General features: G+C 38.7%; 23 protein-coding genes. 10 read left to right on the top strand and 13 right to left on the bottom strand.

Annotation, left to right across the window (positions count from 1 at the left end; all coding sequences use genetic code 11):
* Positions 1-5 precede the first annotated feature (5 nt).
* A complete protein-coding gene (gene rfaL, locus ABN212_RS11830) occupies positions 6-1265 on the top strand; it encodes an O-antigen ligase RfaL (protein ID WP_349443261.1) in 1260 nt (419 codons plus the stop codon).
* A gap of 1 nt (position 1266) precedes the next feature.
* On the opposite strand, the gene ABN212_RS11825 is transcribed toward rfaL, so the two are convergent.
* From ABN212_RS11825 to radC, 7 genes are all read right to left on the bottom strand, one after another.
* Entirely contained in the window at positions 1267-2436 is a 1170-nt protein-coding gene (locus tag ABN212_RS11825) for a glycosyltransferase family 4 protein (protein ID WP_198626439.1), read from the bottom strand.
* Entirely contained in the window at positions 2436-3539 is a 1104-nt protein-coding gene (locus ABN212_RS11820) for a glycosyltransferase family 4 protein (protein ID WP_198620309.1), read from the bottom strand. The genes ABN212_RS11825 and ABN212_RS11820 overlap by 1 nt, the downstream gene beginning before the upstream one ends.
* A 3-nt stretch (positions 3540-3542) precedes the next feature.
* Positions 3543-4544: a glycosyltransferase family 9 protein gene (locus tag ABN212_RS11815; RefSeq protein ID WP_198620308.1), complete on the bottom strand. Its 1002-nt coding sequence runs from the start codon at positions 4542-4544 to the stop codon at positions 3543-3545.
* Between the two features lie 138 nt (positions 4545-4682).
* Positions 4683-5810: a glycosyltransferase family 4 protein gene (locus ABN212_RS11810; protein ID WP_198620307.1), complete on the bottom strand. Its 1128-nt coding sequence runs from the start codon at positions 5808-5810 to the stop codon at positions 4683-4685.
* Between the two features lie 149 nt (positions 5811-5959).
* Positions 5960-6127: a 50S ribosomal protein L33 gene (gene rpmG / locus ABN212_RS11805; protein WP_006534250.1), complete on the bottom strand. Its 168-nt coding sequence runs from the start codon at positions 6125-6127 to the stop codon at positions 5960-5962.
* A gap of 11 nt (positions 6128-6138) precedes the next feature.
* Positions 6139-6375: a 50S ribosomal protein L28 gene (gene rpmB, locus ABN212_RS11800; RefSeq protein ID WP_036914542.1), complete on the bottom strand. Its 237-nt coding sequence runs from the start codon at positions 6373-6375 to the stop codon at positions 6139-6141.
* Between the two features lie 247 nt (positions 6376-6622).
* Positions 6623-7294, bottom strand: a complete 672-nt coding sequence (gene radC / locus ABN212_RS11795; RefSeq protein ID WP_198620306.1) for a RadC family protein — start codon at positions 7292-7294, stop codon at positions 6623-6625.
* Between the two features lie 302 nt (positions 7295-7596).
* Between radC and coaBC the strand changes: the two genes are divergently transcribed.
* From coaBC to slmA, 3 genes are all read left to right on the top strand, one after another.
* Positions 7597-8808: a bifunctional phosphopantothenoylcysteine decarboxylase/phosphopantothenate--cysteine ligase CoaBC gene (gene coaBC, locus ABN212_RS11790; protein ID WP_349443260.1), complete on the top strand. Its 1212-nt coding sequence runs from the start codon at positions 7597-7599 to the stop codon at positions 8806-8808.
* On the top strand, positions 8792-9250 hold the full coding sequence (gene dut / locus ABN212_RS11785; protein WP_006534255.1) for a dUTP diphosphatase: 459 nt from the start codon (positions 8792-8794) through the stop codon (positions 9248-9250). The genes coaBC and dut overlap by 17 nt, the downstream gene beginning before the upstream one ends.
* A 112-nt stretch (positions 9251-9362) precedes the next feature.
* Positions 9363-9965 (top strand): nucleoid occlusion factor SlmA, encoded by a 603-nt coding sequence (slmA, locus tag ABN212_RS11780; RefSeq protein ID WP_109373373.1) that lies wholly within the window; start codon positions 9363-9365, stop codon positions 9963-9965.
* A 308-nt stretch (positions 9966-10273) separates the two neighbouring features.
* Here the strand turns inward: slmA and pyrE are convergent, their stop codons facing one another.
* Both pyrE and rph read right to left on the bottom strand, forming a co-directional pair.
* On the bottom strand, positions 10274-10918 hold the full coding sequence (pyrE, locus tag ABN212_RS11775) for an orotate phosphoribosyltransferase (RefSeq protein WP_099073912.1): 645 nt from the start codon (positions 10916-10918) through the stop codon (positions 10274-10276).
* Positions 10919-10999: 81 nt separating this feature from the next.
* Entirely contained in the window at positions 11000-11716 is a 717-nt protein-coding gene (gene rph, locus ABN212_RS11770; protein ID WP_349443272.1) for a ribonuclease PH, read from the bottom strand.
* Positions 11717-11842: 126 nt separating this feature from the next.
* Here rph and ABN212_RS11765 point away from each other — a divergent pair, with 126 nt between their 5' ends.
* Positions 11843-12706 (top strand): YicC/YloC family endoribonuclease, encoded by an 864-nt coding sequence (locus tag ABN212_RS11765; protein WP_196533674.1) that lies wholly within the window; start codon positions 11843-11845, stop codon positions 12704-12706.
* A gap of 102 nt (positions 12707-12808) precedes the next feature.
* Here ABN212_RS11765 and murQ read toward each other — a convergent pair whose 3' ends face one another.
* On the bottom strand, positions 12809-13708 hold the full coding sequence (murQ, locus tag ABN212_RS11760) for an N-acetylmuramic acid 6-phosphate etherase (RefSeq protein WP_349443259.1): 900 nt from the start codon (positions 13706-13708) through the stop codon (positions 12809-12811).
* 108 nt (positions 13709-13816) lie between these two features.
* On the opposite strand from murQ, the gene ABN212_RS11755 reads away from it, so the two are divergent.
* Positions 13817-14554: a tetratricopeptide repeat protein gene (locus ABN212_RS11755; protein ID WP_349443258.1), complete on the top strand. Its 738-nt coding sequence runs from the start codon at positions 13817-13819 to the stop codon at positions 14552-14554.
* A gap of 94 nt (positions 14555-14648) precedes the next feature.
* Here the strand turns inward: ABN212_RS11755 and ABN212_RS11750 are convergent, their stop codons facing one another.
* Positions 14649-15107 carry a GNAT family N-acetyltransferase gene (locus ABN212_RS11750; RefSeq protein ID WP_160229842.1) on the bottom strand — a complete coding sequence of 153 codons (459 nt, stop codon included), beginning with the start codon at positions 15105-15107 and terminating at the stop codon, positions 14649-14651.
* Between the two features lie 131 nt (positions 15108-15238).
* Here ABN212_RS11750 and ABN212_RS11745 point away from each other — a divergent pair, with 131 nt between their 5' ends.
* Positions 15239-16726 (top strand): PLP-dependent aminotransferase family protein, encoded by a 1488-nt coding sequence (locus ABN212_RS11745; protein ID WP_349443257.1) that lies wholly within the window; start codon positions 15239-15241, stop codon positions 16724-16726.
* 50 nt (positions 16727-16776) lie between these two features.
* On the opposite strand, the gene ABN212_RS11740 is transcribed toward ABN212_RS11745, so the two are convergent.
* Positions 16777-17340 (bottom strand): class I SAM-dependent methyltransferase, encoded by a 564-nt coding sequence (locus ABN212_RS11740; RefSeq protein WP_109373362.1) that lies wholly within the window; start codon positions 17338-17340, stop codon positions 16777-16779.
* Positions 17341-17811: 471 nt separating this feature from the next.
* On the opposite strand from ABN212_RS11740, the gene asd reads away from it, so the two are divergent.
* The 3 genes from asd (at position 17812) to pepT (ending at position 22200) form a co-directional block, all read left to right on the top strand.
* Complete coding sequence (gene asd, locus ABN212_RS11735; protein WP_100157779.1) at positions 17812-18918, top strand: aspartate-semialdehyde dehydrogenase; 1107 nt, start codon at positions 17812-17814, stop codon at positions 18916-18918.
* Positions 18919-19379: 461 nt separating this feature from the next.
* Entirely contained in the window at positions 19380-20924 is a 1545-nt protein-coding gene (locus ABN212_RS11730; protein WP_198620297.1) for an AbgT family transporter, read from the top strand.
* A gap of 40 nt (positions 20925-20964) precedes the next feature.
* Entirely contained in the window at positions 20965-22200 is a 1236-nt protein-coding gene (gene pepT / locus ABN212_RS11725) for a peptidase T (protein ID WP_232797631.1), read from the top strand.
* Between the two features lie 74 nt (positions 22201-22274).
* Here the strand turns inward: pepT and gyrB are convergent, their stop codons facing one another.
* The gene (gene gyrB, locus ABN212_RS11720) at positions 22275-24689 is read right to left on the bottom strand and encodes a DNA topoisomerase (ATP-hydrolyzing) subunit B (RefSeq protein WP_198620296.1); all 2415 of its coding nucleotides are present in this window, start codon (positions 24687-24689) and stop codon (positions 22275-22277) included.
* Between the last annotated feature and the right edge of the window lie 16 nt (positions 24690-24705).

The following is a 24705-nucleotide window of genomic DNA, read 5'->3' as shown; positions in this document are numbered from 1 at the left end:
TTATTATGATGGTGTTTAAAGACTATAGTAAAAAATCCCTGTGGAATTTATCCATTATTGGGCTTTACATTATATTGATCTACTTACCAGATATCACTCGCTATAAAAATATTGTGATGGGATTGATTGGTGCAACAGCACTGTGGTATCTGGTACGTGATTTTAAGACTATCTGCAAAATATTTAAAAATAACCTGTCATTCTCACTGCTGTTTTTATTACTGACTATTGGTTATTCCATCCTAATTTCTGTCGAGCCCAGTATTAGTATTAAAGAAGTAAATAAGCCTATTTTAAATGGCTTACTGCTATTTTCTATTACCTTTCCGATTATATTGTATAAAGAAAAACCTACCGATATTGCTAAAATGGTGATGATAGCTTTTGCAATTGGGCTATTGGTGATTATGGCTAAGGAACTGGTGCGGTATTATTTGGAGTATCAACAAGGTATTTGGCCTTTTACAATAAAAAGTCAGTTAATTCATAGAGAAATATCCTATGCCCTTCTTTTTTTCTTTCCTATTATATTGGCTTTATGGGCTTTAAAAAAACAAAACTCAGTTATTAATTGGTTGCTGTTAGCTGCTGTTAGTTTATCTTTTATTTTTATAATGTTAGGAACATTAGCTCGTGGTGCTTGGATCGCATTAGCAATTAGTACGCTACTTATTTTAGTTATTAATCGCCAATGGTTACTGATGATAATAAGTACATTAACCTGTGCCTTATTATTTATTGGGGCGACGAATTTACCCATAAATCCCGTTGTCAGCAAATTACTTCAATATAAATTAACTCAAACTAATAGTGGATTGCGTTTTGATAATGGCACACAAGGTTCAGCTTTAGAACTTATTTTAGAACAGCCAATAAAAGGCTATGGTTATGGTAATCAGCTTTACCATAATGTCTATAATGAGCGCATTAAAGAACATAAGAATTGGATATTTAAAAAATCCATTGGACCCCACAATGTCTTTTTAGCTTTCTGGTTTGCAGGTGGTATTTTAGGGTTGATTGGTATTCTCTATTTTTGCTCTTCCATTATTGCCCAAGGTATTCAGCTAATAAGAAAAAACCAAGGTATTATTCGCCAAGCTGCTTTAGTGTTATTGATGTCATTTTTAGGTGTTTATGTACTGCGTGGATTATTTGAAAATGCCTATATCAATCAGGTGGGTATTTTGGTGGGATTAATGTTGGCGTTGCGACACGCTTTACTCAATAATCAATCAGCAACACTGTTAGATAAACAGCAATAGATCACTGAATTAACGTCTCTATTGTCTTTAGAATAACCTCAGCCCGTTTATCCCAGTTGTAATAGTTTTCAACTAATGAGCGGGCATGGGCGGTTTTTTCACTTGCTCGTTGTGGATTATCTCTTAACTGTATTATCTGTTTTGCAAAACTTTGTGCATCGCCACTATCTGCAAAACTTACCGATTTTTCATCTACAACATCACGGATTGAAGGAAAATCTGAAATCACCACAGGTTTTTCCATCGCCATATACTCAAATAACTTAAGTGGTGAAGTATAACGGCTTCCAATACTGGTTAACGTCAGTGGGAGTACACAGATATCGTGCTGAGCAATCGCTTCAAAGCGTTTTTTCGGATCAATAAACCCCAAAAAATTGACCTTATCTTTTACATCCATTTCTTGCGCTAATAAGGTTAATCCTCCGATCTGCTCTGGCGTTCCCCCTGCGATATTCAACCGTGCGTTATCAAGATATTTCATTGCTCGCATCATGGTAGGAATACCCTTCCATTTATGCAGGCTACCTAAATACAGCACTTCAGTTATAGTTTTATCTAATAAAGAAGGAGTAATCTGATAATCCGTCGCGGCATGTAAATCAACACCATCAGGGACAACCGTTATTGGTGTAGTAACTTGATATTGCGAAACAATATCATCTCTGAGTAATGAAGTAAGAACAAAAATACCTGTCGCTTGGCTGTAAACCAATTTCTCCATTTTTAATAACTTATGATATTTAGCACGATTCTTTTTTTTCTCAAATGAATGAGACTCGGCAAAAGATTGCGCAAATATTTCATGGCTTTCAAAAAAAAGAGGAATTTCTGGATAGCTTTCACAAAGATAACAAGCCAGTTTTAAATTACGGGTAAACAACGCATCAACATTATTTTGCTTAACCCAACGCGCTATCTGTAATGAGAAAAGTTTTTGTGAATTAAATGGAAAATACCATTTACGACGAATATCTCTTAAGGAAACTAAACTTGCATTAGCATGGATTGAACGACCTAATATATCGCTATCTCGATATTGTCCTTTTGGTGTAACTAAAGTGACATGTGCCCCCGCTCTGGCAAAAGCATCAACATTTTGCAAAATTTGCAATGAAGCAACTCGTAAGTCAGGAACTGGGTAAGGATCAAGATAGGCAATCTTCATTATTATGACGCCAATGTCTGTAATAAACGTTGTGCAGAATGTTGCCAAGTATAACGTGTTTCTATACGTGAACGTGCATTCTCGCCCATTGTTTTACCTCTGTCGGGTAATTGGCGAAGATGATTAACTGCCATCACAATTTCATCTGCATTGCCTGGTGCGACCAATAACCCTGCAGTGCCCTCATTACCCACCACTTCAGGAATACCCCCGATATGGCTCGCAATAACCGGTTTGGCGCACGCCATTGCCTCTGCAATCGTAATACCAAATGCTTCATCCCCAGTACTTGGGAAAATACCAGCATCACTGGCTGCATAAAATTCAGGTAATTGGTTATGCTCAACGGGCTGATGAAAAATAACTTGTTCAGCAACGCCTTTCGCTACCGATTTACTCTTCAATCGTTCTAGATCATCACCCGTACCGATAATCAAGAGCTTAACATCTTCACCTTTTAGCTTTTCAATGGCATCTATTGCGACACTCAAGCCTTTCCAACCAACTAATCGTCCAGCAAATGAGAGTAAAAAAGTAGACTCACCTATTCCTAATTGCTCACGTAACGAGGTAGTCATAGGTTTAAATTTTTCAATATCCACACCATTATAAATCACACTAGGGAATTGCTTAAAATGATGTTGGATTTGCCAAGCATTAAAATGGCTACATGCTACCCATGCTGAAATCTTTTTACCTAATCTGCGATCACCTTTAAAAAAGCTGGTTCCTCCACTCATATAGCAAAAACGCGTTGAGGATGATTTAGGCATCATAGAAGGCCAAAAAAAATCAAAAGGTTTCGTTAAAATAACCCAATCGAATTTTTGATTGATAACATCTTTTTTAGCGTGTCGTGCAAAAGTGTAGCGCTCAACAATACGACGAAAACGACCACCAAGATCGATAACTTTATCTCGCGGTGTATAAGGATAAGTGTGTACCTGTATTTGGCGTCCAGCCAGATTGTGTCGAATATCGCCATTACCACCATAAAGATGAACTTCATGCCCCGCATCATGCAATTGCTTAGCCAGTTCCCAAACCGCTGTTTGGATCCCGCCATAAGACATGGTGATTGTGACATCAATTATACCGATCTTCATGGATTACTTTTTCACCTTCATTCCATCAATGATATTACGCACTGCACCCCACACTTCTTCGACTGATATATCAGCCATATTATCTTCACGGCGGGCATTGTCCAACGACGTTGGATGCTGGATAACCTGACAACAAGAATGCTGTAATGGCGCTAAATAACACCCTGGGTGATAACTATGATATAACGCCACCATTGGGATATCTAAAGCCCCAGCTAAATGTGTGGGACCTGTATCTACCCCAACATAAAGCGATAAATTCGCCATAATTGCCGCATTTTGCCGCATTGAAACTCGACCCGCTAAGGCTAAACAATGTTGTTCACCCATTTGTTTCGCTAAATCAATGGATAATTGTTCACTTTCCTTACTACCTAATAGCAAAAAGTACGCACTCGCGTCATGGGTAATAATCTGTTTTGCTAATTGTAGAAAATTTTCCACAGGCCAATCTCGATAGGCTTTAGCTGGAAAACTTTGCAGTTGAAAACCAATAATATTCTTATTAATTAATGAATTATCTTTTAAAAACTGTTGTGCAAAAGTCGCTTCTTCCTCATTGATAAAGTAACGCAATTGCCAACAACTCGGATAAATCCCTAATGCATTAATTAATAAGGCACGTTCTTTTTGTGCAACTATCGGCGACTTGGGACGAGCAACCCAAGTCACATTGCCTTGTTGCTGAGAAATATCAGCGAAAGCAACGGTATGATGAGATTGGCGACGAGCATAATTCACCAAATCACGATCATTACCGTATACCAAAGCCAAATCATAAGGCTTATGAGGTAACCAACCAGCCCAAACCGCCCTTTTTTTAGAAAAATGCCTAATGCTATCAATATCAGGGTTATGCTCAAGAATGCATGCGCTACGCTTATGTGCAAATACATGAATATGAGCATTGGGCCAGCGCTGTTTTAAGGCATGAATAACGGGAGTGATAAGTAATGTATCACCAAAACGCGCTACCGCTATAACCAATATATTTTTCGGATCCATATGCTTTTTATTTGGCTTAAATGATACATTTACTTCTCAGACTATACACTAAAAAGTATTACAAATATTCATCAATAAGATGAATACACCAAGTTGATAATAGAGATAATCGTTTCACGGCTTTATTATCAACATGAATCATACTGATTTATTTTTATTGTTGATTGCCTGAATAAAGATCCTTTCCATCTTATCTAACATATTATCTAAACTAAATCGTGAAACGGCATGTTCAAGCGCTGCTTTTCCCATTTGTTCACGCAATTCATCTGAGCTCATTAATTTAGCTAAATGACGGGTTAATAATTCTTGTACTTGCGGTACTAATGTAAATCCTGTTTTACCATCAATAACTGCTTCGCTAATCGCGCCAACCGTAGTTGACACGACAGGTAAACCACATGCCATCGCCTGCATAATACCTTGTGGCACACCTTCATTACCAAAAGAGGGTAACGCAAAGAGATCCATTGCATTTAAACAATCAGGCACATCATTACGATTACCAAGGAAAAAGATACTCTGTTCTAAACCAGCCTCTTTCACCATTGGCTCTAGGTTTTTACGCTGAGGTCCATCACCTACAAAAATTAATTGCCAGTCTGGAAACTGCTGATGTAACAATTTCCATGCTTCTATTAAATATTTATGTCCCTTCCATACTCGCATAGTCGCAACAATACCTAATGTCGGTTTATTTGGTATTCCAATTTTCTCTCTAGCTTTTTGTTTATCTTGTGGAAAGAAACGTTGCAAATCAATTCCTGTAGGAACTGATGTCATTTTTTCTAATGGAAATTTATTATGCTGATGGAGTGTCTGGCGTAATTTCTCACCCGTTGTCACAATATGGGCACTGGATGAAAGATAAAGCCATCGTGTTGGTAATAAACGTGAAACATCCGTAGAAACATGACGAGTTCGAACAATAACGGGTGAATGACGTAATGTGGCACAAGAAGCGGCAACTAACCATGCATCAGTTGAACTATGGGTATTGATAACATCAAATTGATGACGATGTAACTTTAACCATTGGCGAAGTGCTTTTAATGCTGAACCGCGTTTTTTTTCAATCGGTAGAGTGAAAACCTCAATACCATAATCCGGTGCAGCCTTAGCAACTTTAGATGTAGGGCAACACACTAATGCAACTCGGTGCCCTCTGCGGATCATGCCTTGAGATTCCGTCAGTATTCGAATTTCCTGACCACCCCAGCCACAAGATGACTCTGTGTGTAATATTGATAATACTGACTTGCTCATCCGCAATCCATTCACCCGATGATTTTAAAAGAGCCATAGTATAACTAAAGAGTAAGCGAAGATCACAATAGCTTTACTTTGTTATACTTAGCGGGCTCCAGATAACAAAAAACCCGACACTAAGGTCGGGTTTTTTAAGAAAACTAAAATTATTTAATTTTAGCTTCTTTATAAAGCACATGTTGACGAACAACTGGATCGAATTTTTTCATTTCCAGTTTTTCTGGCATAGTGCGTTTGTTCTTCGTAGTGGTATAGAAGTGACCTGTACCAGCAGAAGAAACGAGTTTAATTTTCTCGCGAATACCTTTAGCCATTTTTCAGCTCCTTAGAACTTCTCACCACGGGCACGTAAATCTGCTAATACAGATTCGATGCCTTTCTTATCAATCACACGCATACCTTTAGCAGATACACGCAGAGTTACGAAACGTTTCTCAGACTCAACCCAGAAACGGTGAGAGTGCAGGTTTGGCAGAAAACGGCGTTTAGTCGCGTTTAATGCGTGAGAGCGGTTGTTTCCACTCACAGGACGCTTGCCGGTAACTTGGCAGACTCGGGACATGTCTATTCTCCAAAAATCTAATCAGCTCGAGCTTTAATATCAGGTTTGACCGCCTCGTCAGGCTTTGGAGCCCATCTCAGCAACTTTTAACGATTGAAAAACTGTGTAAACACCTCAGAAAAAACTTGCTGAGATAGGCTCTTCTCGCCAAACCCAAGATCCTCAAAGGTGGCGTAGTATACGCCCAATGGCCTCAACGCTCAAGACCCGTACAAATAAAGATTGACAATAATTACAAAAATATTTGCTATAACCAACCACGTTCTGCAAAAGAAACACAGTTATCATGCCCTATCACAAGGTGATCGAGTACATTTATGCCAACCAACTGACAAGCAGTAAAAATTTTTTCAGTCAATTGTTTATCTGCAAGGCTTGGTTCTGAATGACCAGAGGGATGATTATGAGCAAGAATGATAGATGTTGCATTCTTTTTTATCGATTGACGGACAATTTCTCTCGGATGAACCTCTACTCGGTTAATTGTTCCTTTAAACATTTCTTCAAATGCAATCAATTGGTTTTGATTATCAAGAAACAACACCACAAACACCTCTCGGTCTCGCCAATGAAGTAATTTTTGCAAGTAATATTTTGTGTCTTCGGAAGAAGAAAGTACATTTTTATACATAAATTGTGTTGTAGAAAAACGCTGAGCCATTTCATTGATAGCTTGCAACTGGGTAAACTTTCCCACGCCAACACCTTTAAAACGCCCTAATGTTTCATAATCAGCATTAATAACGTGATAAAGAGAGCCACATTCTTTAAGTAAAAAAGCAGCAAGCTCTAATACAGATTTTTCATAAGTGCCGGTGCGTAAAAAGAGCGCCAATAACTCAATATCAGTGAGTGATTCCACGCCATAAAGTAATAGTTTTTCTCTAGGTAAAAGTTCACTAATCGATTGATTTTCCATCCGTGGACTCCTTAATAAGTAAAGGTAGTGGCATTAATGATCTATTTTATTTATTCACATAAGCAATAGGATTTAGGGGAAACATTACTCATCATTAAATGCTAATCGCAAAACAACTGTTGTTTTATACAGTTAATTTACTATAAACTGCTAATCTTGTATAAAAAAGACACATATCAAATTTATGCGAGATGAATCGCAAAAATTTAACCTATAAAACATGAAGTTACATAGAATTCCGAATTCACGATTACCTTGTGGTAAAATTACGGGCAATTATTTATGTACTTAGGCATTTCATCATGACTACACTTCACGACAAAAAGATTATTCTTGGTATCAGTGGTGGTATCGCGGCCTATAAAGCACCAGAACTTGTACGCCGTTTACGTGATAAAGGCGCAATTGTACGAGTTGTAATGACACCCGCTGCTCATGCATTTGTGACGCCTTTGTCACTACAAGCGGTTTCTGGTTTTCCTGTTGCTGATGATTTACTTGATCCAGCAGCAGAGGCCGCTATGGGACATATTGAATTAGGTAAATGGGCTGATTTAATTCTACTTGCACCCGCGACTGCCGATCTTATTGCACGCTTACGAGTGGGTATGGCAAATGATTTACTTACCACACTCTGTTTAGCGAGTAGCGCGCCTATCGCTATTGCGCCTGCAATGAATCAGCAAATGTACAGAGCCACAATTACACAAGAAAATTTATCTGCTTTAGAACAACGTGGCTGTTTAATTTGGGGGCCTGACTCTGGTAGTCAAGCTTGTGGTGATGTAGGCCCAGGACGAATGTTAGATCCTCTAACTCTCGTCTCATTAGCTGAAAAACAACTTGCTTTACCGCCACAAGATTTTGTCGGTAAAAAAATAACGATAACCGCAGGGCCTACTCGTGAAGCCTTAGATCCAGTGCGTTTTATCAGCAATCATAGCTCAGGAAAAATGGGGTTTGCAATTGCACATGCAGCCGCATTACGTGGGGCTGATGTCACACTTATCGCAGGACCTGTCACATTACCGACACCGACTTGTGTTAAACGTATTGACGTTGAAAGCGCACAAGAAATGTACGAACAAGTGATGTTAATCGCACCTTCACAAGATATTTTTATTGGTTGTGCAGCTGTTGCCGATTACCGCGCTAAACTTATCGCGACTGAAAAAATAAAAAAACAAGGTGATGAAGTCACCATCACTATGGTAAAAAACCCCGACATTGTCGCGAGTGTTGGAAAAATGCTTGAACACCGTCCTTTTGTTGTTGGATTTGCAGCTGAAACCCAGAATGTGGAAGAATATGCCCGCAAAAAACGAGAACAAAAGCAGCTCGACTTGATCTGTGCCAATGATGTTTCAGCAGAAAATCAAGGCTTTAACAGTGACAATAATGCATTACACCTTATTTGGGCTAATGGAGAAACGCGCTTACCACACAGTAGTAAAGCACAACTTAGCCATCGCCTACTTGACGAGATAGCCAAACATTATGATGAAAAAAATTGATGTTAAAATCCTTGATGCACGTATTGGTCAAGAATATCCACTTCCTGCTTATGCCACAACAGGCTCTGCTGGTTTAGATTTACGCGCTTGCCTTGATGCACCATTGGTTCTTGAACCAGGGCAAACCGAATTATTACCTACAGGTCTTGCTGTACATATTGCCGATGAAGGATTAGCAGCAATGGTGCTTCCTCGTTCAGGTTTAGGCCATAAACACGGTGTTGTATTGGGTAACTTAGTTGGACTGATTGATTCTGACTACCAAGGTCAACTTATGGTATCAGTTTGGAATCGCGGTCAAACAGCATTCACCATCGAACCGGGTGAACGTATTGCTCAAATGATCATCGTGCCCGTAGTTCAAGCTGAATTTAATATTGTTGAAGATTTTACTGCAACGGAACGTGGTAGCGGTGGCTTTGGTCACTCTGGCCGCCAATAATAAAGACGTCTTGCATTAATTATATCAATGACGATATCACTCCCTTTGCACTAAAAACCTTAGTGCAAAGGTTTACTGATTTGTTTTGCTTTTAGCAGGGGCCTTATCAGTCATGGCAGAAGAAAAAGAAACCAAAAAGAAAAGAAATAGACGGGATGAAATCTTACAGTCACTTGCCCAAATGTTGGAATCAAGTGACGGTAGTCAGCGCATTACAACGGCGAAGCTTGCCGCTACTGTTGGTGTATCTGAAGCTGCGCTCTATCGACATTTTCCAAGTAAAACCAAAATGTTTGATAGCTTAATTGAGTTTATCGAAGATAGCTTAGTCTCTCGTATTAATTTGATTTTAAAAGACGAAAAAGACGCTGTGGCAAGAATTCGCTTAATTCTTGTCTTGATCCTTGGTTTTGCTGAAAAAAATCCAGGGTTATCTCGTATTTTAACGGGTCATGCTTTGATGTTTGAACAAGACAGATTACAAGGGCGAATAAACCAGCTTTATGAACGCATTGAAGTCCAGCTTCGACAAGTTATCAAAGAACGTAAAATTCGTGAAGGGAGTGCCTTTTTACATGATGAAGCATTACTTGCTTCACAATTACTCGCTTTTTGTGAAGGCATGCTAGCGCGCTTTGTACGCACAGAATTTCGCTATCAACCCACTCAAGAATTTGAAGCCCGCTGGCCATTAATTTTGGCACAGTTACAATGAAATGATGGACTCGTGATTTAACTCAACAATTTGAAATTTACAGATATGCCGTTTTTTTCTTATTTGTGTTAACATGCGTCCTCTGGTACATAGTTACCTAAATGTATTTATCAGGAATGGCACTCGTGCAGTTCCTACATTGTGGCATTAGCGACTCGCTTTGCCCCTGCTGTAAAAGTCCTTTTTATATTTCAATATCTGTGATAATTGTCGCAGAAGATTCATTGTACTACTCACCCCGCCCATAATTGGGCGAGGGCTTTTTTTTATCTATAATCGGCCAACTCGTTTATCGCGTATTAACTTTATTAATTCACACCGTAGCGTTCACGATAAGCTTTAACCGCAGGTAAATGCTCAGACAGAGTCTCACTCTCACTTAGGTAGCTAATTAAATCATCCAAAGTAATAATCGAATACACTTGGCATTGATAGTCACGTTTTAACTCTTGTATTGCAGAAAGTTCTTCTCGCCCTTTCTCTTGTCTATCCAAACTTAATAACACCGCAGAAAGCGTTGCATCATGCTGTTTGATGATTTCCATTGACTCACGAATTGCAGTACCTGCTGTAATGACATCATCAACAATCACTACATTACCTTTCAATGGGCTTCCTACTAATGTTCCTCCTTCACCATGATCTTTAGCCTCTTTGCGATTAAAACAGTAAGGGATATCGATATCATGATGTTCAACCAATGCGACTGCCGTTGTAGTTGCAATAGGGATCCCTTTATAAGCAGGTCCAAACAACACATCACAAGACACATTATTATCTAATAATGTTTGCGCATAGAACTGCCCCAATAAAGCCAAATCACGCCCTGTATTAAATAAACCGGCATTAAAAAAGTAAGGACTCACCCTTCCTGATTTCAGCGTGAACTCACCAAATTTCAGGACATTTTTTGCTAATGCTAGTTCGATAAAGCGGCGTTGGTAGGCTTTCATTTCTTTCTCCTCTCTACGTTACTTGATGACAAATTTTAGGCATAAAAAAAGCGACTTCTCAGTCGCCTTTAAAAATAGAATTTATTGCTTAAGCGCCTCTTTTTGCGCTTCAAATATTTTCTCTAATCCCCCCTTCGCAAGGGCGAGTAAAGCAAGTAATTCTTCATGGCTAAATGGTGCGCCTTCTGCCGTACCTTGAACTTCAATCATACGACCATCATCGATCATCACCACATTCATGTCTGTTTCTGCTGCTGAATCTTCAACATATTCAAGATCGCATAATGGTTCACCATCAACAATACCCACAGAGACTGCAGCTACCATTGATTTCAGAGGGCTTTTTTTCAGTTTGCCTTCTTCAACCATTTTATTTAAAGCATCAACTAATGCGACACAAGCACCAGAGATAGATGCAGTACGTGTACCACCATCCGCTTGGATAACATCACAATCTACAGTGATGGTAAATTCACCTAGTGCTTTTAAATCAACCGCGGCACGTAATGAGCGAGCGATTAAACGCTGGATCTCCATAGTACGACCCGTTTGTTTACCGCGAGCCGCTTCACGAGCATTACGACTATTTGTTGCGCGAGGAAGCATGCCGTATTCTGCGGTCACCCATCCTTGCCCTTGTCCTTTCAGAAAACGAGGTACACCGTCTTCTACAGTGACATTACACAAGACTTTAGTATCACCAAATTCGACTAATACAGAACCTTCAGCATGTTTTGTATAGTGGCGAGTAATGGTAATAGGACGTACTTGGTTTGCTTGTCTGTCTGCTGGACGCATGGTGTTATCTCCGCTTTCTCTGACATATTGGGGGCGCATTATACGACCTAAAATGGCTTATGCCTATCCTTGTATTGATGCATAGGGTTATAATCATATCATCTTTTACATTATTGAGACCCTATTATGATCCGTAGCATGACCGCTTTTGCTCGCCGAGACATCAAAAAAGACTGGGGCACTGCCGCTTGGGAACTGCGTTCCGTAAACCAGCGCTACCTTGAAACTTATATTCGTTTACCTGAGCAATTACGTAGTTTAGAGCCTGTTATTCGTGAACGTCTACGTAATCGCTTAACGCGCGGTAAAATTGAATGTAACTTACGTTTTGATCTTAATGCTCGCTTTCAAGGTGAATTAAATCTTGATGAAAATCTCGCAAAACAACTGATTGTTTCTGCAAATTGGGTAAAAAGCCATAGCCATGAAGGCACTATCAGCCCTTTTGATATTTTACGTTGGCCGGGTGTGATTTCAGCACAAGAGCAAGACTTAGATGCGATTGGTACTGAACTTTTAGCCGAATTAGATCTAGCAATCGATGCTTTTATTGCTAGTCGTGAAGCCGAAGGACAATCACTCAAAGAACTTATCGAGCAACGTTTAGATGCGGTTAGCGCAGAAGTCGTTAAAGTAAGAGCTCAAATGCCAGAAATTTTACAATGGCAACGCGAGCGCTTAACCAGCAAATTAGAAGAAGCACAGGTTCAAATTGATAATAATCGTTTAGAACAAGAGTTAGTGATGTTAGCGCAACGCTTAGATGTCGCAGAAGAATTGGATAGATTAGAAGCTCACGTTAAAGAAACGCGCAAAATTCTTGTTAAAAAAGAAGCGGTAGGTCGTCGTCTTGACTTTATGATGCAAGAATTTAACCGTGAATCCAACACATTAGCCTCAAAATCAATTAATACTGAAGTCACCAATTCAGCCATTGAATTAAAAGTTTTAATTGAACAAATGCGCGAGCAGATCCAAAATATTGAGTAAGATTTCTTAGCTGTTTACAGCCCATCATTAAGCCAGCCAATACCTTGTATTAGCTGGCTTTTATCAAGAATAAAATTTAACATTCTCTTTAATAAATGAAAATCACTCACCCAACGCCTTTCTAATAAATCCTTTATTTTGGTTAAGCATCTGCGTGGCTTGAAGTGCATCTACGTTTGCTAAGATCATCAAAATTGCAGTTTTACAGTGACGCTGACATTGTGATAACGCTTGTTCAGCAATAGCTCTTTCACACTCTGTTGCTTGCATCACAATACGAACTTGGCGCTCAACAAGCTTGGCATTGGTGGCTTCAACATCCACCATCAAATTACCAAACACTTTGCCGATTTTTATCATCGCAGCCGTTGTTATCATATTAAGAATAAGTTTTTGTGCCGTGCCCGCTTTCATTCGTGATGATCCCGTGACTACCTCGGCTCCCACAATCGGTGTAATAGCGATATCTGCAATTTGTGCAATAGGGCTTTCAGGATTACAGCTGATGGCACCTGTTGTCGCACCTAATGATTTTGCATAATTTAAAGCACCAATGACATAAGGGGTTCTGCCACTCGCAGCAATACCCACTAATACATCTTTTTCATTAAAATTAAGTTGGCGTAAATCTTGTTCACCTAATTGAATATTATCTTCTGCATTCTCGACAGCTTGTAAAATAGCCTTGTGTCCACCAGCAATTAAACCAATCACCATATCATAAGGTGTACCATAAGTTGGAGGGCATTCACTGGCATCTAAAATCCCTAATCGTCCCGATGTACCTGCTCCGCAATAAATAAGGCGACCACCTTGAGAAAAAGCAATTGCAACTTTATCAACTAATTGAGCAATTTCAGGTAACGCTTTCTCGACTGCTAATGGCACTTTTTTATCTTCATTATTGATGACTTTTAGCATATCGAATGTTGAAAGTGTGTCTATATTTTCACTGTTATGATTTCTACTTTCAGTGACAAGATTGCTAAGGTCAATCGCCATTATCGCTCTCCCAATATTGTTATTTGTTTGATTAAGTCGAAGAAATAAACTGCTTTTATACCATTATTATTGGTAAGATTTTCAAAATCATTACAAACGGTACTCTACATGACATTTATTAAATCTATTTCGACCTTTATCAGTTTAATGACCCTTTTCTTCTCTTTTTCTTTGCATGCTAATTTTGAAGAACAAGAAAAAAGAGTGTTTGAACAAACCCGCACAGAAGCACTAAACCATAATGCACAAGCTCAATATCAATTGGCTGAAATGTATTTAATGGGAACGGGTGTAGAAAAAAATCTCTTCAATGCACAACTGTGGGCTAATGAAGCCATAAAAAATGATTATGCCGATGCCTACGCACTACTTGCTGATCTCTATTTATTTAATACTGACCCTTATTTTAAAAATCATTATGTTGATGCAAGAAAATTAGCAACAATCGCAGCGAATAAAGGAAGCATAAGAGGAAAAATAAGTCTAGCAACAGCGCTGATAGCACCTTTATCTGGTGAAACCGATTATAAAAAAGCAATTGCGTTATTAGAAGAAGCCGCAGCAACGCATCAACCTGAACTGGTTTATGCGCCGATTTGGTTAGGTGTTCTTTATAGCGGAGTAGGTAATGTCCCTGTAGATACTAAAAAAGCGAATATGTGGTTTGCAAAAGCCAACGAAATAACTTTTGAAGGATTTGCTCAAGCAATGGCCTCTTTTATGTTCTCTGGTCAATATCATATTATCGAACAAAATAAGCAAAAAGCTGATGAATTAATGAAACAGGCTTGTGAAGAAGCCAAAAAAGTTGGCAATGAATTCTATTGCCAACAAGCATTTAATTAACCGAAATTTAATCTAATAAATAACCCTAACTCAGAAAAGAGATGGTAAATATTGCCATCTCTTTTATACCCTATCTGTCCTACCTAACGTTCTTTTACAGCGCCATACGGTATTCAATCACACCTGGTTTTTCTGCCACCCAGTTATATAAACGTTGACCGCGTAAGTTGGTTTCCTGTGTATGCCAATATAAACGAGCACAATCACGCTGTTTTGCTTGTTGATTAACAAATTCAATAAGTTGCTTACCTACGTGGCGGCCGCGTATATCTGGTGAAACAAATAAATCTTCTAAATAACAAAAATCACTTTCAGCCCATGTTGAACGATGAAAAAGGTAATGAACAAAACCCAATACCTTTTCACCTTCCATCGCTACGGCACAATAAACAGGCTCTTTTTCATCAAAAAAACGTGCCCATGTTTTTAATGTAATTTCTTCTGATAACTCAACTTTATAAAATACTTGATAACTTAACCAATGTGGCAACCATTGAGCATAATGCGCTTGTTCAACAAACTGAATTGAAACAGTTATTGGTGTTGTGCTCATCTCTTCGCTTCCTTCTACTTTCATAAACGGTATAAACAAAAGGTATCACCCTGCCTTTAATCGTTGCCATGGTACGTTTAATTTTGGTTCTCAATAAGGTACACTTTTTGTGTTTTTATAGGATCCACTTTATGAAACAGAAAAAAACAGCTTATTTTCCTAACCTTGTTTTAGAGGAAGGACCTATTGGTTCTCAGATTTATCACGCGATTAGAAAAGCTATTTTAGATGGGCGTTTATCTTCTGGTAGTCGCTTACCATCAAGCCGTACCTTAGCTGAAATGATGTCGATTTCCCGTAATTCTGTTATTGCAGGATTTGAACGTTTAATTGATGAAGGTTATTTATTTACTCGACGCGGTGCAGGTACTTTTGTCGCAAGTACAATCCCTGATGCCATTATTTCTGATAAGTGGGTTAAAACAACCAATCCAGCCTCTTCTTTGTTAATAGAAAATCCGTTAGAAACGCTAAATCCGAATATGCAAAAAGCACAGGATTTTTGGCAACAATCGCAACCCAATATAAACAGTAACCCTATTTTTCACGTCGGGGTCGGATGTGTTGATCTTTTTCCACATGAACTTTGGGGAAGATTATTAGGGCGTGTTTGGCGGCAATCAAAAAAAGCACTCGCAACATTTAATTCGCCAACAGGCTATACCCCATTAAAAGAGATGATATGCCAATATATGCAATCAACTCGTGGTCTTTATTGCCAACCTGAACAAATCATTATTGTAAATGGAACACAGCAAGCGATTAACCTCACCACCAGAGTATTATTAAAAGAAGGCGATGCCGTTTGGTTAGATGATCCTGGTTATGACAGCGCACGAGGGATCTTCACATCTTATGGTATAAAATCACACCCAATAAGTTCAGATATTGATGGAATGGATATTTTTCAAGGAATAGAGCAGTGTCCTGAAGCAAAACTTGTTTTTACAACACCTTCACATCAATTCCCTTTAGGTAATACCCTCTCATTTTCACGCCGTATTGCGTTATTAGAGTGGGCATCATCCCATGATGTGTGGATCTTTGAAGATGACTACAATAGCGAATTTCGCTATCACTCTAAACCCATTCAATCTCTACAAGGTTTAGATAAATACCAGCGCGTTATTTACGCCGGTACATTTTCAAAAATGATGTATCCCGGATTTCGTTTAGGCTTTTTAGTCGTGCCTCAAACTTTAGTTGACGCTTTTAAAGTCGCTAAATACTACACCGACTCTCACTCAGGCTTTTTAGAGCAAGCAACATTAGCGCTGTTTATTTCTCAAGGTCATTATGCACGCCATGTTCGGCGAATACGAAAAGCCTGCTATGAACGTTATCAAGTATTAACTAATGCCATAAAAACACATTTATCTCATGTTTTCTGTGTTGAACCGACAGACTCTGGGATCCATATTATCTGCTGGCTACTAGCTGGCTACACAGAAGAATATATTGTTAAAAAAGGGCAAGAAATTGGCTTAGCTATACAGCCTTTATCACGTTACTGTATACAAGCTTATCCTAAACAAGGCGTATTATTAGGATATGCGGCTCATAATCCTACCGAAATTGAAAACAGTATTATGCGGCTTGCTCAAGTTTTATCTGAATAAATAATATTGATTATTTACAATATAAAAATCGAATAAGCTTTATATTCACCCTATTTTATTTTTGGTGTGCAATAATAAACCCAAGCAGGAGGAACATTTCGTATTACACGTCTTTTTTCCAAATGAAAATAACGAGATAATGTCTTTTCATATCGCGTTGTATATTGAAAAAGAACAAAGCAACCTTGTGTTTTTAATAACTCACTATGAACCCGTTTTAAGATTTTTAATCCTAATTTTCGATTAATAGATAGAAAAGGAAGCCCTGAAATAATCATATTATAATGACTATCTAATTTCTCTGCTGATGTGGTATAAATCCTTAAGCGTTTATCATCAATTTTACGCAGTTCAGTGGCGAAACTCGGTTCTATTTCAAAGACATCTAACGATGAATGTGCAGACATTCTTTTTAGAATTTGATGCGTAATAACGCCAGTACCCGCACCTAATTCTGCAATTTGAACATCTTGATGCCAGTTGAGTTTATCCAGCATTTCATAACATAACCAACGAGATGAAGGTGCGATAGTACCCATTGTGGTTGGTGAAATCACAAACCGCTTTAAATATGAGTAATACGTAGATAATGGAATGAATGTAGATATATCCATTTGCGCCTCCTAAAACCTTTTTATCAAGGTAAAATAAAAATCAGATAAAATGAAGAATATTCATCGTTATTTTTTATTTATGAATTTATGTCATCTCTTGGATAACGTTTTTCAGTATAAAGCTTGGAGCCATATCTAAGTAAATACGTTTTTCTTATATATTACACTATTTTACATTTTTCTATTTTTACTCTATTTTCTTAAACAAGAATATATTTTTATTTATTAAAAAAACGAAATAAGAAATAACAGAATATTCTTACACTTTAATGACTCATCCATTTTGCTTTTAACAAATTATTGATATTTGTTCGTTCTGTGGTTTCCTTTTGTTAACTCTATGCAGACTATAAGAAACGCTTCTAATTCTTTGGCAAATAATCAATAAATTCACTTGCACCTATCTCTATATTTTGTCAGGTTAGTGTGAGGTCTCTCACTATTCCTACAGACAAAGACAGGGTAATTACAATGAAAAATGTTGGTTTTGTGGGCTGGCGTGGTATGGTCGGCTCCGTTTTAATGCAAAGAATGGTTGAAGAACGTGATTTTGATGGGATAAACCCTGTTTTCTTCACCACATCTCAATTAGGTGAAGCAGCACCTGCTTATGGTAATCACCGTAGTACTCTGCAAGATGCTTATGACATTGATACCTTAGCATCACTCGATATTATTATTAGTTGCCAAGGTGGTGACTACACCAATGAAATCTATCCCAAACTACGCCAAGCCGGTTGGCAAGGTTACTGGATTGATGCCGCATCAGCACTGCGTATGAATGATGATGCAGTGATTATTCTCGATCCTGTTAATGGACAACATATTCAAGACAGCTTAAATAAAGGCATTAAAGCCTTTGTCGGTGGTAACTGCACCGTCAGTTTAATGCTAATGTCATTAGGTGGTCTGTTTGCTAACAATCTAGTGGAATGGGCAAGCGTATCTACTTATCAAGCGGCGTCTGGGGCTGGTGCTCGTCATATGAGAGAGCTACTGTCACAGATGGGTTCTTTACATAATCAAGTGGTTAAAGAGCTAGAAAACCCAGCCTCTGCAATCTTAGATATTGAACGTAAAGTCACTAACTTTACGCGCAGCGGTACAATGCCTACCGAACAATTTGGTGTTCCTCTTGCAGGTAGTTTGATCCCTTGGATTGATAAACAACTAGAAAACGGTCAAAGCCGCGAAGAGTGGAAAGGGCAAGCTGAAACTAACAAGATCTTAAATACAGGTTCTAATATCATTCCTGTGGATGGTCTTTGTGTTCGTATTGGTGCATTACGTTGCCATAGCCAAGCATTCACCTTAAAACTGAAAAAAGACTTACCTGTTGCAGAGATTGAACAGTTACTCGCAAGCCATAATGATTGGGTAAAAGTCATTCCTAATGATCGTGAATTAACTATGCGTGAATTAACACCAGCAGCAGTCACAGGTACATTGAGCACACCAGTAGGCCGTATTCGTAAACTAAATATGGGCCCTGAATTTATTTCAGCCTTTACAGTGGGTGACCAGCTGTTATGGGGTGCCGCAGAGCCTTTACGTCGTATGTTGAATATTCTGCGTTAAAATTCATTCTTTAGAATATCGGCCATTTTAAGAAAATAGAAATGGTTGATATTCTTATTTTCAATAGTTATTAGCTTCATTTCTTATTTTCCTCACATCTTTTTCTCATAAAACTATTTTTTAATTTTTCTTATTTTATTTATTTTTAATTTTATAGATCTTTATAAAACAAGTTTTCTACAATAATTTCAAAAACAACTCTAAAGAATTCAGGATGATTATTCAGCATAATCCACCTATTTTTATTCAAAATAGAGTGTAAAAATAAATAAAGCATTTTTTAACAACTGAAAAATAATGACGACAAAAATCTAAATATAATAATTTCTAATATATTATTCCTTTTCTCTTTCTTTTATATGAACCTCGGTAACTACTTATTATTTAAAAATAAATTTACTTTTTATTGTCATTTATTTAAGGTGATTTTTATTACTTTTATAAAAAGATGCATTATAAATATGACAACACAAACACAACCCAATAAAAAAGGTTTTTTAAACCGAGTCGAACGCATTGGTAATATCATGCCTGATGTTACGATGTTGTTCGTTTACGCCTTAGTGATCTGCTGGATATTTTCATTCTTCCTCTCATTTGTACATTTTGATTATTTCCACCCAGTGACTAAAGAGAAAATCGCCGTTATTAATATGTTTCAATATGAAGAGATCATATTATTTGTGACAAGTGCGGTGAAAAATTTCATTAGCTTTCCTCCACTTGGAATAACGATTGTTGCAACATTAGGAATTGGTATTGCAGAAAGCAGCGGTTTTATTAAAACGGCTCTAAAAAAAATGCTTTCGTTTATTTCTCCTAAAATGCTGACACCAACGGTTGTTTTTGTTGGTATTGTTGCACACTTAGCTTCCGACTCTGCTTACGTTATTCTTATGCCAGTCTCTGCGATGATGTTCTATGCCAGTGGTCGTCATCCTTTAGCTGGTATCGCAGCCTCATTTGCAGGTTTGGCGGGTGGATTTACAGCAAGTTATACACCGTCAATTATTGACCCAATAATGCAAAGCTTTACTCAAGAAGCAGCACAAATTATGGCTCCGGGATATAGTGTTAACGTTTTATGTAACTACTTTTTTAGCGTAGGTGGAACATTTGGCGTTATTTTAACTTGTTGGTATATCACTGAAAAAATTGTAGAGCCTTGGTTAAATAAAAACTGCCCTTTCTCTTCTAGTATTGATACTAAAGATGCAGAGTTAGGTGAAATCACACCAATAGAAAAACGGGCATTCCGTTTTGCGGGTTGGGCAGTGGTGCTAATGGGAATTGGTTTATTTGCACTGTTATTACCAGAAACCTCACCATTACGTTCACCAGAAGGCAGTTTAACCAGCCCTAAAGCCCCAATTATGCAAATTGTGGTGCCTTTACTGTTTATCTTCTTTTCTGTACCCGGTTTAATTTATGGCTATATGACAAAGTCTTTTGCGTCTACAAAAGATATTGTCAAAGCAATGGAAAATATCACCAAATCACTGATCCCATTTATCGTTTTCGCCTTTTTTGCGGCTCAATTTCTTTACTCTTTTCAGCACTCAAATTTAGGTACACTATTAGCATTATCAGGTGCGGAATTACTGCGCACGCTTAATATGCCTTCAGGTATGACTGTGTTGGGTGTGATATTGCTGACTGCAATCTTAAATATCATGATCACCTCAGCAACATCGAAATGGGCAGTGATTGCACCAGTATTAGTGCCAATGTTAATGGCTGTCGGAATTTCACCTGAATTAACGCAAGCCGCGTTCCGTGTTAGTGATTCTGCAATGAATGTGAGCACACCAATGTTCCCATTCTATCCACTGATTTTGATGTATTGCCAAAAATACTATAAAGGTGCAGGTATCGGTACACTATGCTCAATGATGATCCCCTTTACTATTGGCTTGCTTATTGTATTAACCACCACACTGTTTATCTTTTGGGGATTAGATATCCCTCTTGGTTTTGACAGTGGATATACATGGCAACCTGCATAAATCATTCTTATAAAATAACAGTATTAGGAACAACATTATAATGAACACCCTAGGTCAAAAGTTAGAACAGCGTTTCTTCCGTTATCTGGCAGTTGAAAGCCAAAGTGATGCATCTGCTTCTGTGGTACCCAGCACACAAGGGCAACTTGAGCTAGCAAAGTTACTGGCTAAAGAGCTAGAAACTTATGGATTAAAAGATATTTATATCAACTCTCATGCCATTTTATATGCGATGAGACCAGGTAATAATCCCAATGCGCCTAAAGTGGGTTTTGTTGCTCATCTTGATACGGTTGATGTGGGAATATCACCCAATATTCACCCTCAAACACTGCGTTATGAAGGTATAGATCTCTGTTTGAACCAAGAGAAAGACATCTGGTTTAAAGCTCAAGAACACCCTGAAGCTGTGCCTTATATCGGTGAAGAGATTATTTTCAGTGATGGCACAAGTGTATTAGGGGCTGATAATAAAGCGGCGATCACCGTTGTGATGGAATTAATGGATAAACTGCAACAAGCTGATTTTGATTGTGGCGATATCTATGTCGCGTTTGTACCCGATGAAGAAATTGGATTACGCGGTTCTAAACTGATGGATTTATCTCGCTTTGACGTTGATTTTGCTTACACTATTGATTGTTGTGCATTAGGTGAAGTGGTGTATGAAACCTTCAATGCCGCGTCAATTAAAGTGTCTGTAAAAGGTGTTACTGCGCACCCAATGTCCGCGAAAAATGTATTGTTAAACCCAATTCGTGTTGCTCATGATTTTATTGGCTGTTTTGACCGCTTTGATACACCAGAGCATACCGAGCATCGAGAAGGTTATTTCTATGTCACCGATTTAATAGCCAATCCTGATAATGCAGTGATTAAAATGGCTATTCGTGACTTTGATAAACAAAGTTATGAAGCTCGTAAACAGTTTATTAAACAGTCTGTTGCTTTGATCCAAGCTCGCCATCCTCGTGCACAAATCAACTATGAGATTGTCGATGTGTATAGCAATATCAGTGATTCGATTGGAGAAGATCGCACTGCTATCGAACTTATTTTTGAAGCATTAAAACAATTAAATATTCAACCTAATGTGATCCCAATGCGAGGAGGTACAGATGGCTCTGCGCTTTCAGCAAGAGGATTACTCACACCAAACTATTTCACTGGTGCACTGAATTTCCACTCTCGTTTTGAATTTTTACCTGTTAGCTCATTTGAAAAGAGCTATTTAGTGACAGAAATGCTGTGCCGTTTGGCTGGACAACGCGGATAGTGTGATTGTTGTAGCCAACAAAAAAGCGGAGCCGTTTTCACAGCTCCGCTTTTTTTATCTAATTTAGAATAAAACTAGATATCAATATTTGCCGCTTTCAGCGCATTCTCTTCGATAAAGGCACGACGAGGTTCAACTGCATCACCCATTAAGGTGGTAAATAATTCATCAGTTGCGATCGCATCTTTCACGGTGACTTGCATCATACGACGTGTATCTGGATTCATGGTGGTTTCCCATAATTGCTCTGGGTTCATTTCACCAAGACCTTTATAACGCTGTACAGCAAGACCACGACGTGATTCTTTTGTTAACCACTCAAGTGCTTCTTCAAAGCTTGAAATTGGCTGACGACGCTCACCACGCTCAATAAACGCACCCTCTTCAATTAGGTTACCGATAATGTCACCTAAATGCGTAATGCGTTGATATTCGCTACTGTGGATAAAGTCATAATCCAATTTGTAGTCTGTATCCACACCATAAGTACGAATACGTAATACAGGTTCGAACAGACGATTTTCATCATTTTGAGCGATGGTGTAGCTATAAGTGCTGCCTTGATCTTCGGCTTCGTTTAAGCGGTTAACCAAGCCACTCATCCACTCTTCAACTTTGGCTTTATCAGATAACGCATCTTCTGTCAGCGTTGAGTGATACACCAAGCTGCTTAACATGCTAAGTGGATAGATACGCTCCATACGACGAATAATCTTGTGCGCTGCATGGTAATCAACAACCAATTTTTCAAGTTGCTCACCGTGCATTGCGGGTGCGTGTTCACTCACATAAAGTGCTGCGCCATCAAGAGCGATCGACATCAGATACTCGTCCATTGCGTCATCATCTTTGATGTATTGCTCTTGTTTACCTTTCTTCACTTTGTAAAGAGGCGGCTGAGCAATAAAGATATGACCACGTTCGATAATTTCTGGCATTTGACGATAGAAGAAGGTCAGTAACAGAGTACGAATGTGAGAACCATCGACGTCCGCATCCGTCATGATGATAATGCTGTGATAACGCAGTTTATCTGGGTTATATTCATCACGACCGATACCACAACCTAATGCAGTGATTAACGTTGCAACTTCTTGAGAAGCCAGCATTTTATCAAAGCGTGCTTTCTCAACGTTTAGGATTTTACCTTTTAACGGAAGAATAGCCTGTGTTTTACGGTTACGCCCTTGTTTTGCAGAGCCACCCGCAGAGTCCCCTTCCACTAAATACAGTTCAGAGAAAGCAGGATCACGTTCAGAACAGTCCGCTAATTTACCTGGTAAGCCACCTAAATCTAATGCGCCTTTACGACGTGTCATTTCACGCGCTTTACGTGCAGCTTCACGCGCACGAGCAGCATCAATGATTTTACCAACAACGATTTTTGCGTCATTTGGGTTTTCTAACAGATATTCCACCAGCTTCTCATTCATCAGCGTTTCTACCGCTGTTTTCACTTCTGAAGAAACCAGTTTATCTTTTGTTTGTGATGAGAATTTAGGATCTGGGACTTTAACAGAGATAACCGCAATCAAGCCTTCACGAGCGTCATCACCCGTTGCACTGATTTTCGATTTCTTATTAAAACCTTCTTTATCCATATAGTTGTTTAACGTACGTGTCATTGCAGTACGGAAACCAACTAAGTGAGTACCACCATCACGTTGTGGAATATTGTTGGTAAAGCAATAAACGTTCTCTTGGAAACCGTCATTCCACAACATTGCCACTTCAACACCAATATTGTCTTTTTCTGTTGAGAAATAGAATACGTTTTGATGAATAGGCGTTTTGTTACGGCTTAAGTATTCAACGAATGCTTTAATACCGCCTTCATAGTGGAAATGATCTTCTCGGTTATCACGTTTATCAATTAAACGGATAGAAACGCCTGAGTTTAAGAATGACAACTCACGAAGACGTTTTGCTAGGATCTCATACTGGAATTCAGTCTCACCTTTAAAGGTTTCAAGACTTGGCCAGAAGCGTACAAATGTCCCTGATTTTTCAGTATCGCCAATCACTTTTAAGCGATCATCAGGCACACCATGACGATAAATTTGTTGATGGATATTTCCATCACGATGGATTGTCAGTTCAAGTTTTTCAGACAACGCATTAACAACAGAAACCCCTACACCATGAAGTCCACCAGAGACTTTATAGGAGTTATCATCGAATTTACCCCCCGCATGCAGAACGGTCATAATAACCTCTGCTGCTGAGACACCCTCTTCTGGGTGAATGCCGGTTGGAATTCCACGACCATCATCTCGAACAGAGACGGAGTTATCTGAATGGATAGTGACAATTATCTCATCACAGAAACCCGCGAGGGCTTCGTCGATTGCGTTGTCGACCACCTCGAAGACCATGTGATGCAGACCGGTTCCATCATCTGTATCCCCGATATACATCCCCGGGCGCTTACGCACCGCATCCAGCCCTTTTAATACTTTGATACTTGAGGAGTCATATGTATTCGACATCAACGTTTCTCGCTTT

Origin of the sequence: Proteus genomosp. 6 (assembly GCF_040139785.1) — a bacterium.
GTDB lineage: Bacteria > Pseudomonadota > Gammaproteobacteria > Enterobacterales > Enterobacteriaceae > Proteus.
This window is presented reverse-complemented; position numbering and strand designations above follow the sequence as displayed.

What these genes read in the sequence shown, in the direction of transcription:
- ABN212_RS11750 (WP_160229842.1), bottom strand. Translation starts at nt 15,107, where the DNA reads ATGAGCACAACACCAATAACTGTTTCAATTCAGTTTGTTGAACAAGCG.
- ABN212_RS11820 (WP_198620309.1), bottom strand. Translation starts at nt 3,539, where the DNA reads ATGAAGATCGGTATAATTGATGTCACAATCACCATGTCTTATGGCGGG.
- rpmB (WP_036914542.1), bottom strand. Translation starts at nt 6,375, where the DNA reads ATGTCCCGAGTCTGCCAAGTTACCGGCAAGCGTCCTGTGAGTGGAAAC.
- ABN212_RS11810 (WP_198620307.1), bottom strand. Translation starts at nt 5,810, where the DNA reads ATGAGCAAGTCAGTATTATCAATATTACACACAGAGTCATCTTGTGGC.
- asd (WP_100157779.1), top strand. Translation starts at nt 17,812, where the DNA reads ATGAAAAATGTTGGTTTTGTGGGCTGGCGTGGTATGGTCGGCTCCGTT.
- murQ (WP_349443259.1), bottom strand. Translation starts at nt 13,708, where the DNA reads ATGGCGATTGACCTTAGCAATCTTGTCACTGAAAGTAGAAATCATAAC.
- rpmG (WP_006534250.1), bottom strand. Translation starts at nt 6,127, where the DNA reads ATGGCTAAAGGTATTCGCGAGAAAATTAAACTCGTTTCTTCTGCTGGT.
- pyrE (WP_099073912.1), bottom strand. Translation starts at nt 10,918, where the DNA reads ATGAAAGCCTACCAACGCCGCTTTATCGAACTAGCATTAGCAAAAAAT.
- gyrB (WP_198620296.1), bottom strand. Translation starts at nt 24,689, where the DNA reads ATGTCGAATACATATGACTCCTCAAGTATCAAAGTATTAAAAGGGCTG.
- ABN212_RS11745 (WP_349443257.1), top strand. Translation starts at nt 15,239, where the DNA reads ATGAAACAGAAAAAAACAGCTTATTTTCCTAACCTTGTTTTAGAGGAA.
- pepT (WP_232797631.1), top strand. Translation starts at nt 20,965, where the DNA reads ATGAACACCCTAGGTCAAAAGTTAGAACAGCGTTTCTTCCGTTATCTG.
- ABN212_RS11755 (WP_349443258.1), top strand. Translation starts at nt 13,817, where the DNA reads ATGACATTTATTAAATCTATTTCGACCTTTATCAGTTTAATGACCCTT.
- rfaL (WP_349443261.1), top strand. Translation starts at nt 6, where the DNA reads ATGATGGTGTTTAAAGACTATAGTAAAAAATCCCTGTGGAATTTATCC.
- dut (WP_006534255.1), top strand. Translation starts at nt 8,792, where the DNA reads ATGATGAAAAAAATTGATGTTAAAATCCTTGATGCACGTATTGGTCAA.
- slmA (WP_109373373.1), top strand. Translation starts at nt 9,363, where the DNA reads ATGGCAGAAGAAAAAGAAACCAAAAAGAAAAGAAATAGACGGGATGAA.
- ABN212_RS11740 (WP_109373362.1), bottom strand. Translation starts at nt 17,340, where the DNA reads ATGGATATATCTACATTCATTCCATTATCTACGTATTACTCATATTTA.
- ABN212_RS11765 (WP_196533674.1), top strand. Translation starts at nt 11,843, where the DNA reads ATGATCCGTAGCATGACCGCTTTTGCTCGCCGAGACATCAAAAAAGAC.
- radC (WP_198620306.1), bottom strand. Translation starts at nt 7,294, where the DNA reads ATGGAAAATCAATCGATTAGTGAACTTTTACCTAGAGAAAAACTATTA.
- rph (WP_349443272.1), bottom strand. Translation starts at nt 11,716, where the DNA reads ATGCGTCCAGCAGACAGACAAGCAAACCAAGTACGTCCTATTACCATT.
- ABN212_RS11730 (WP_198620297.1), top strand. Translation starts at nt 19,380, where the DNA reads ATGACAACACAAACACAACCCAATAAAAAAGGTTTTTTAAACCGAGTC.
- coaBC (WP_349443260.1), top strand. Translation starts at nt 7,597, where the DNA reads ATGACTACACTTCACGACAAAAAGATTATTCTTGGTATCAGTGGTGGT.
- ABN212_RS11815 (WP_198620308.1), bottom strand. Translation starts at nt 4,544, where the DNA reads ATGGATCCGAAAAATATATTGGTTATAGCGGTAGCGCGTTTTGGTGAT.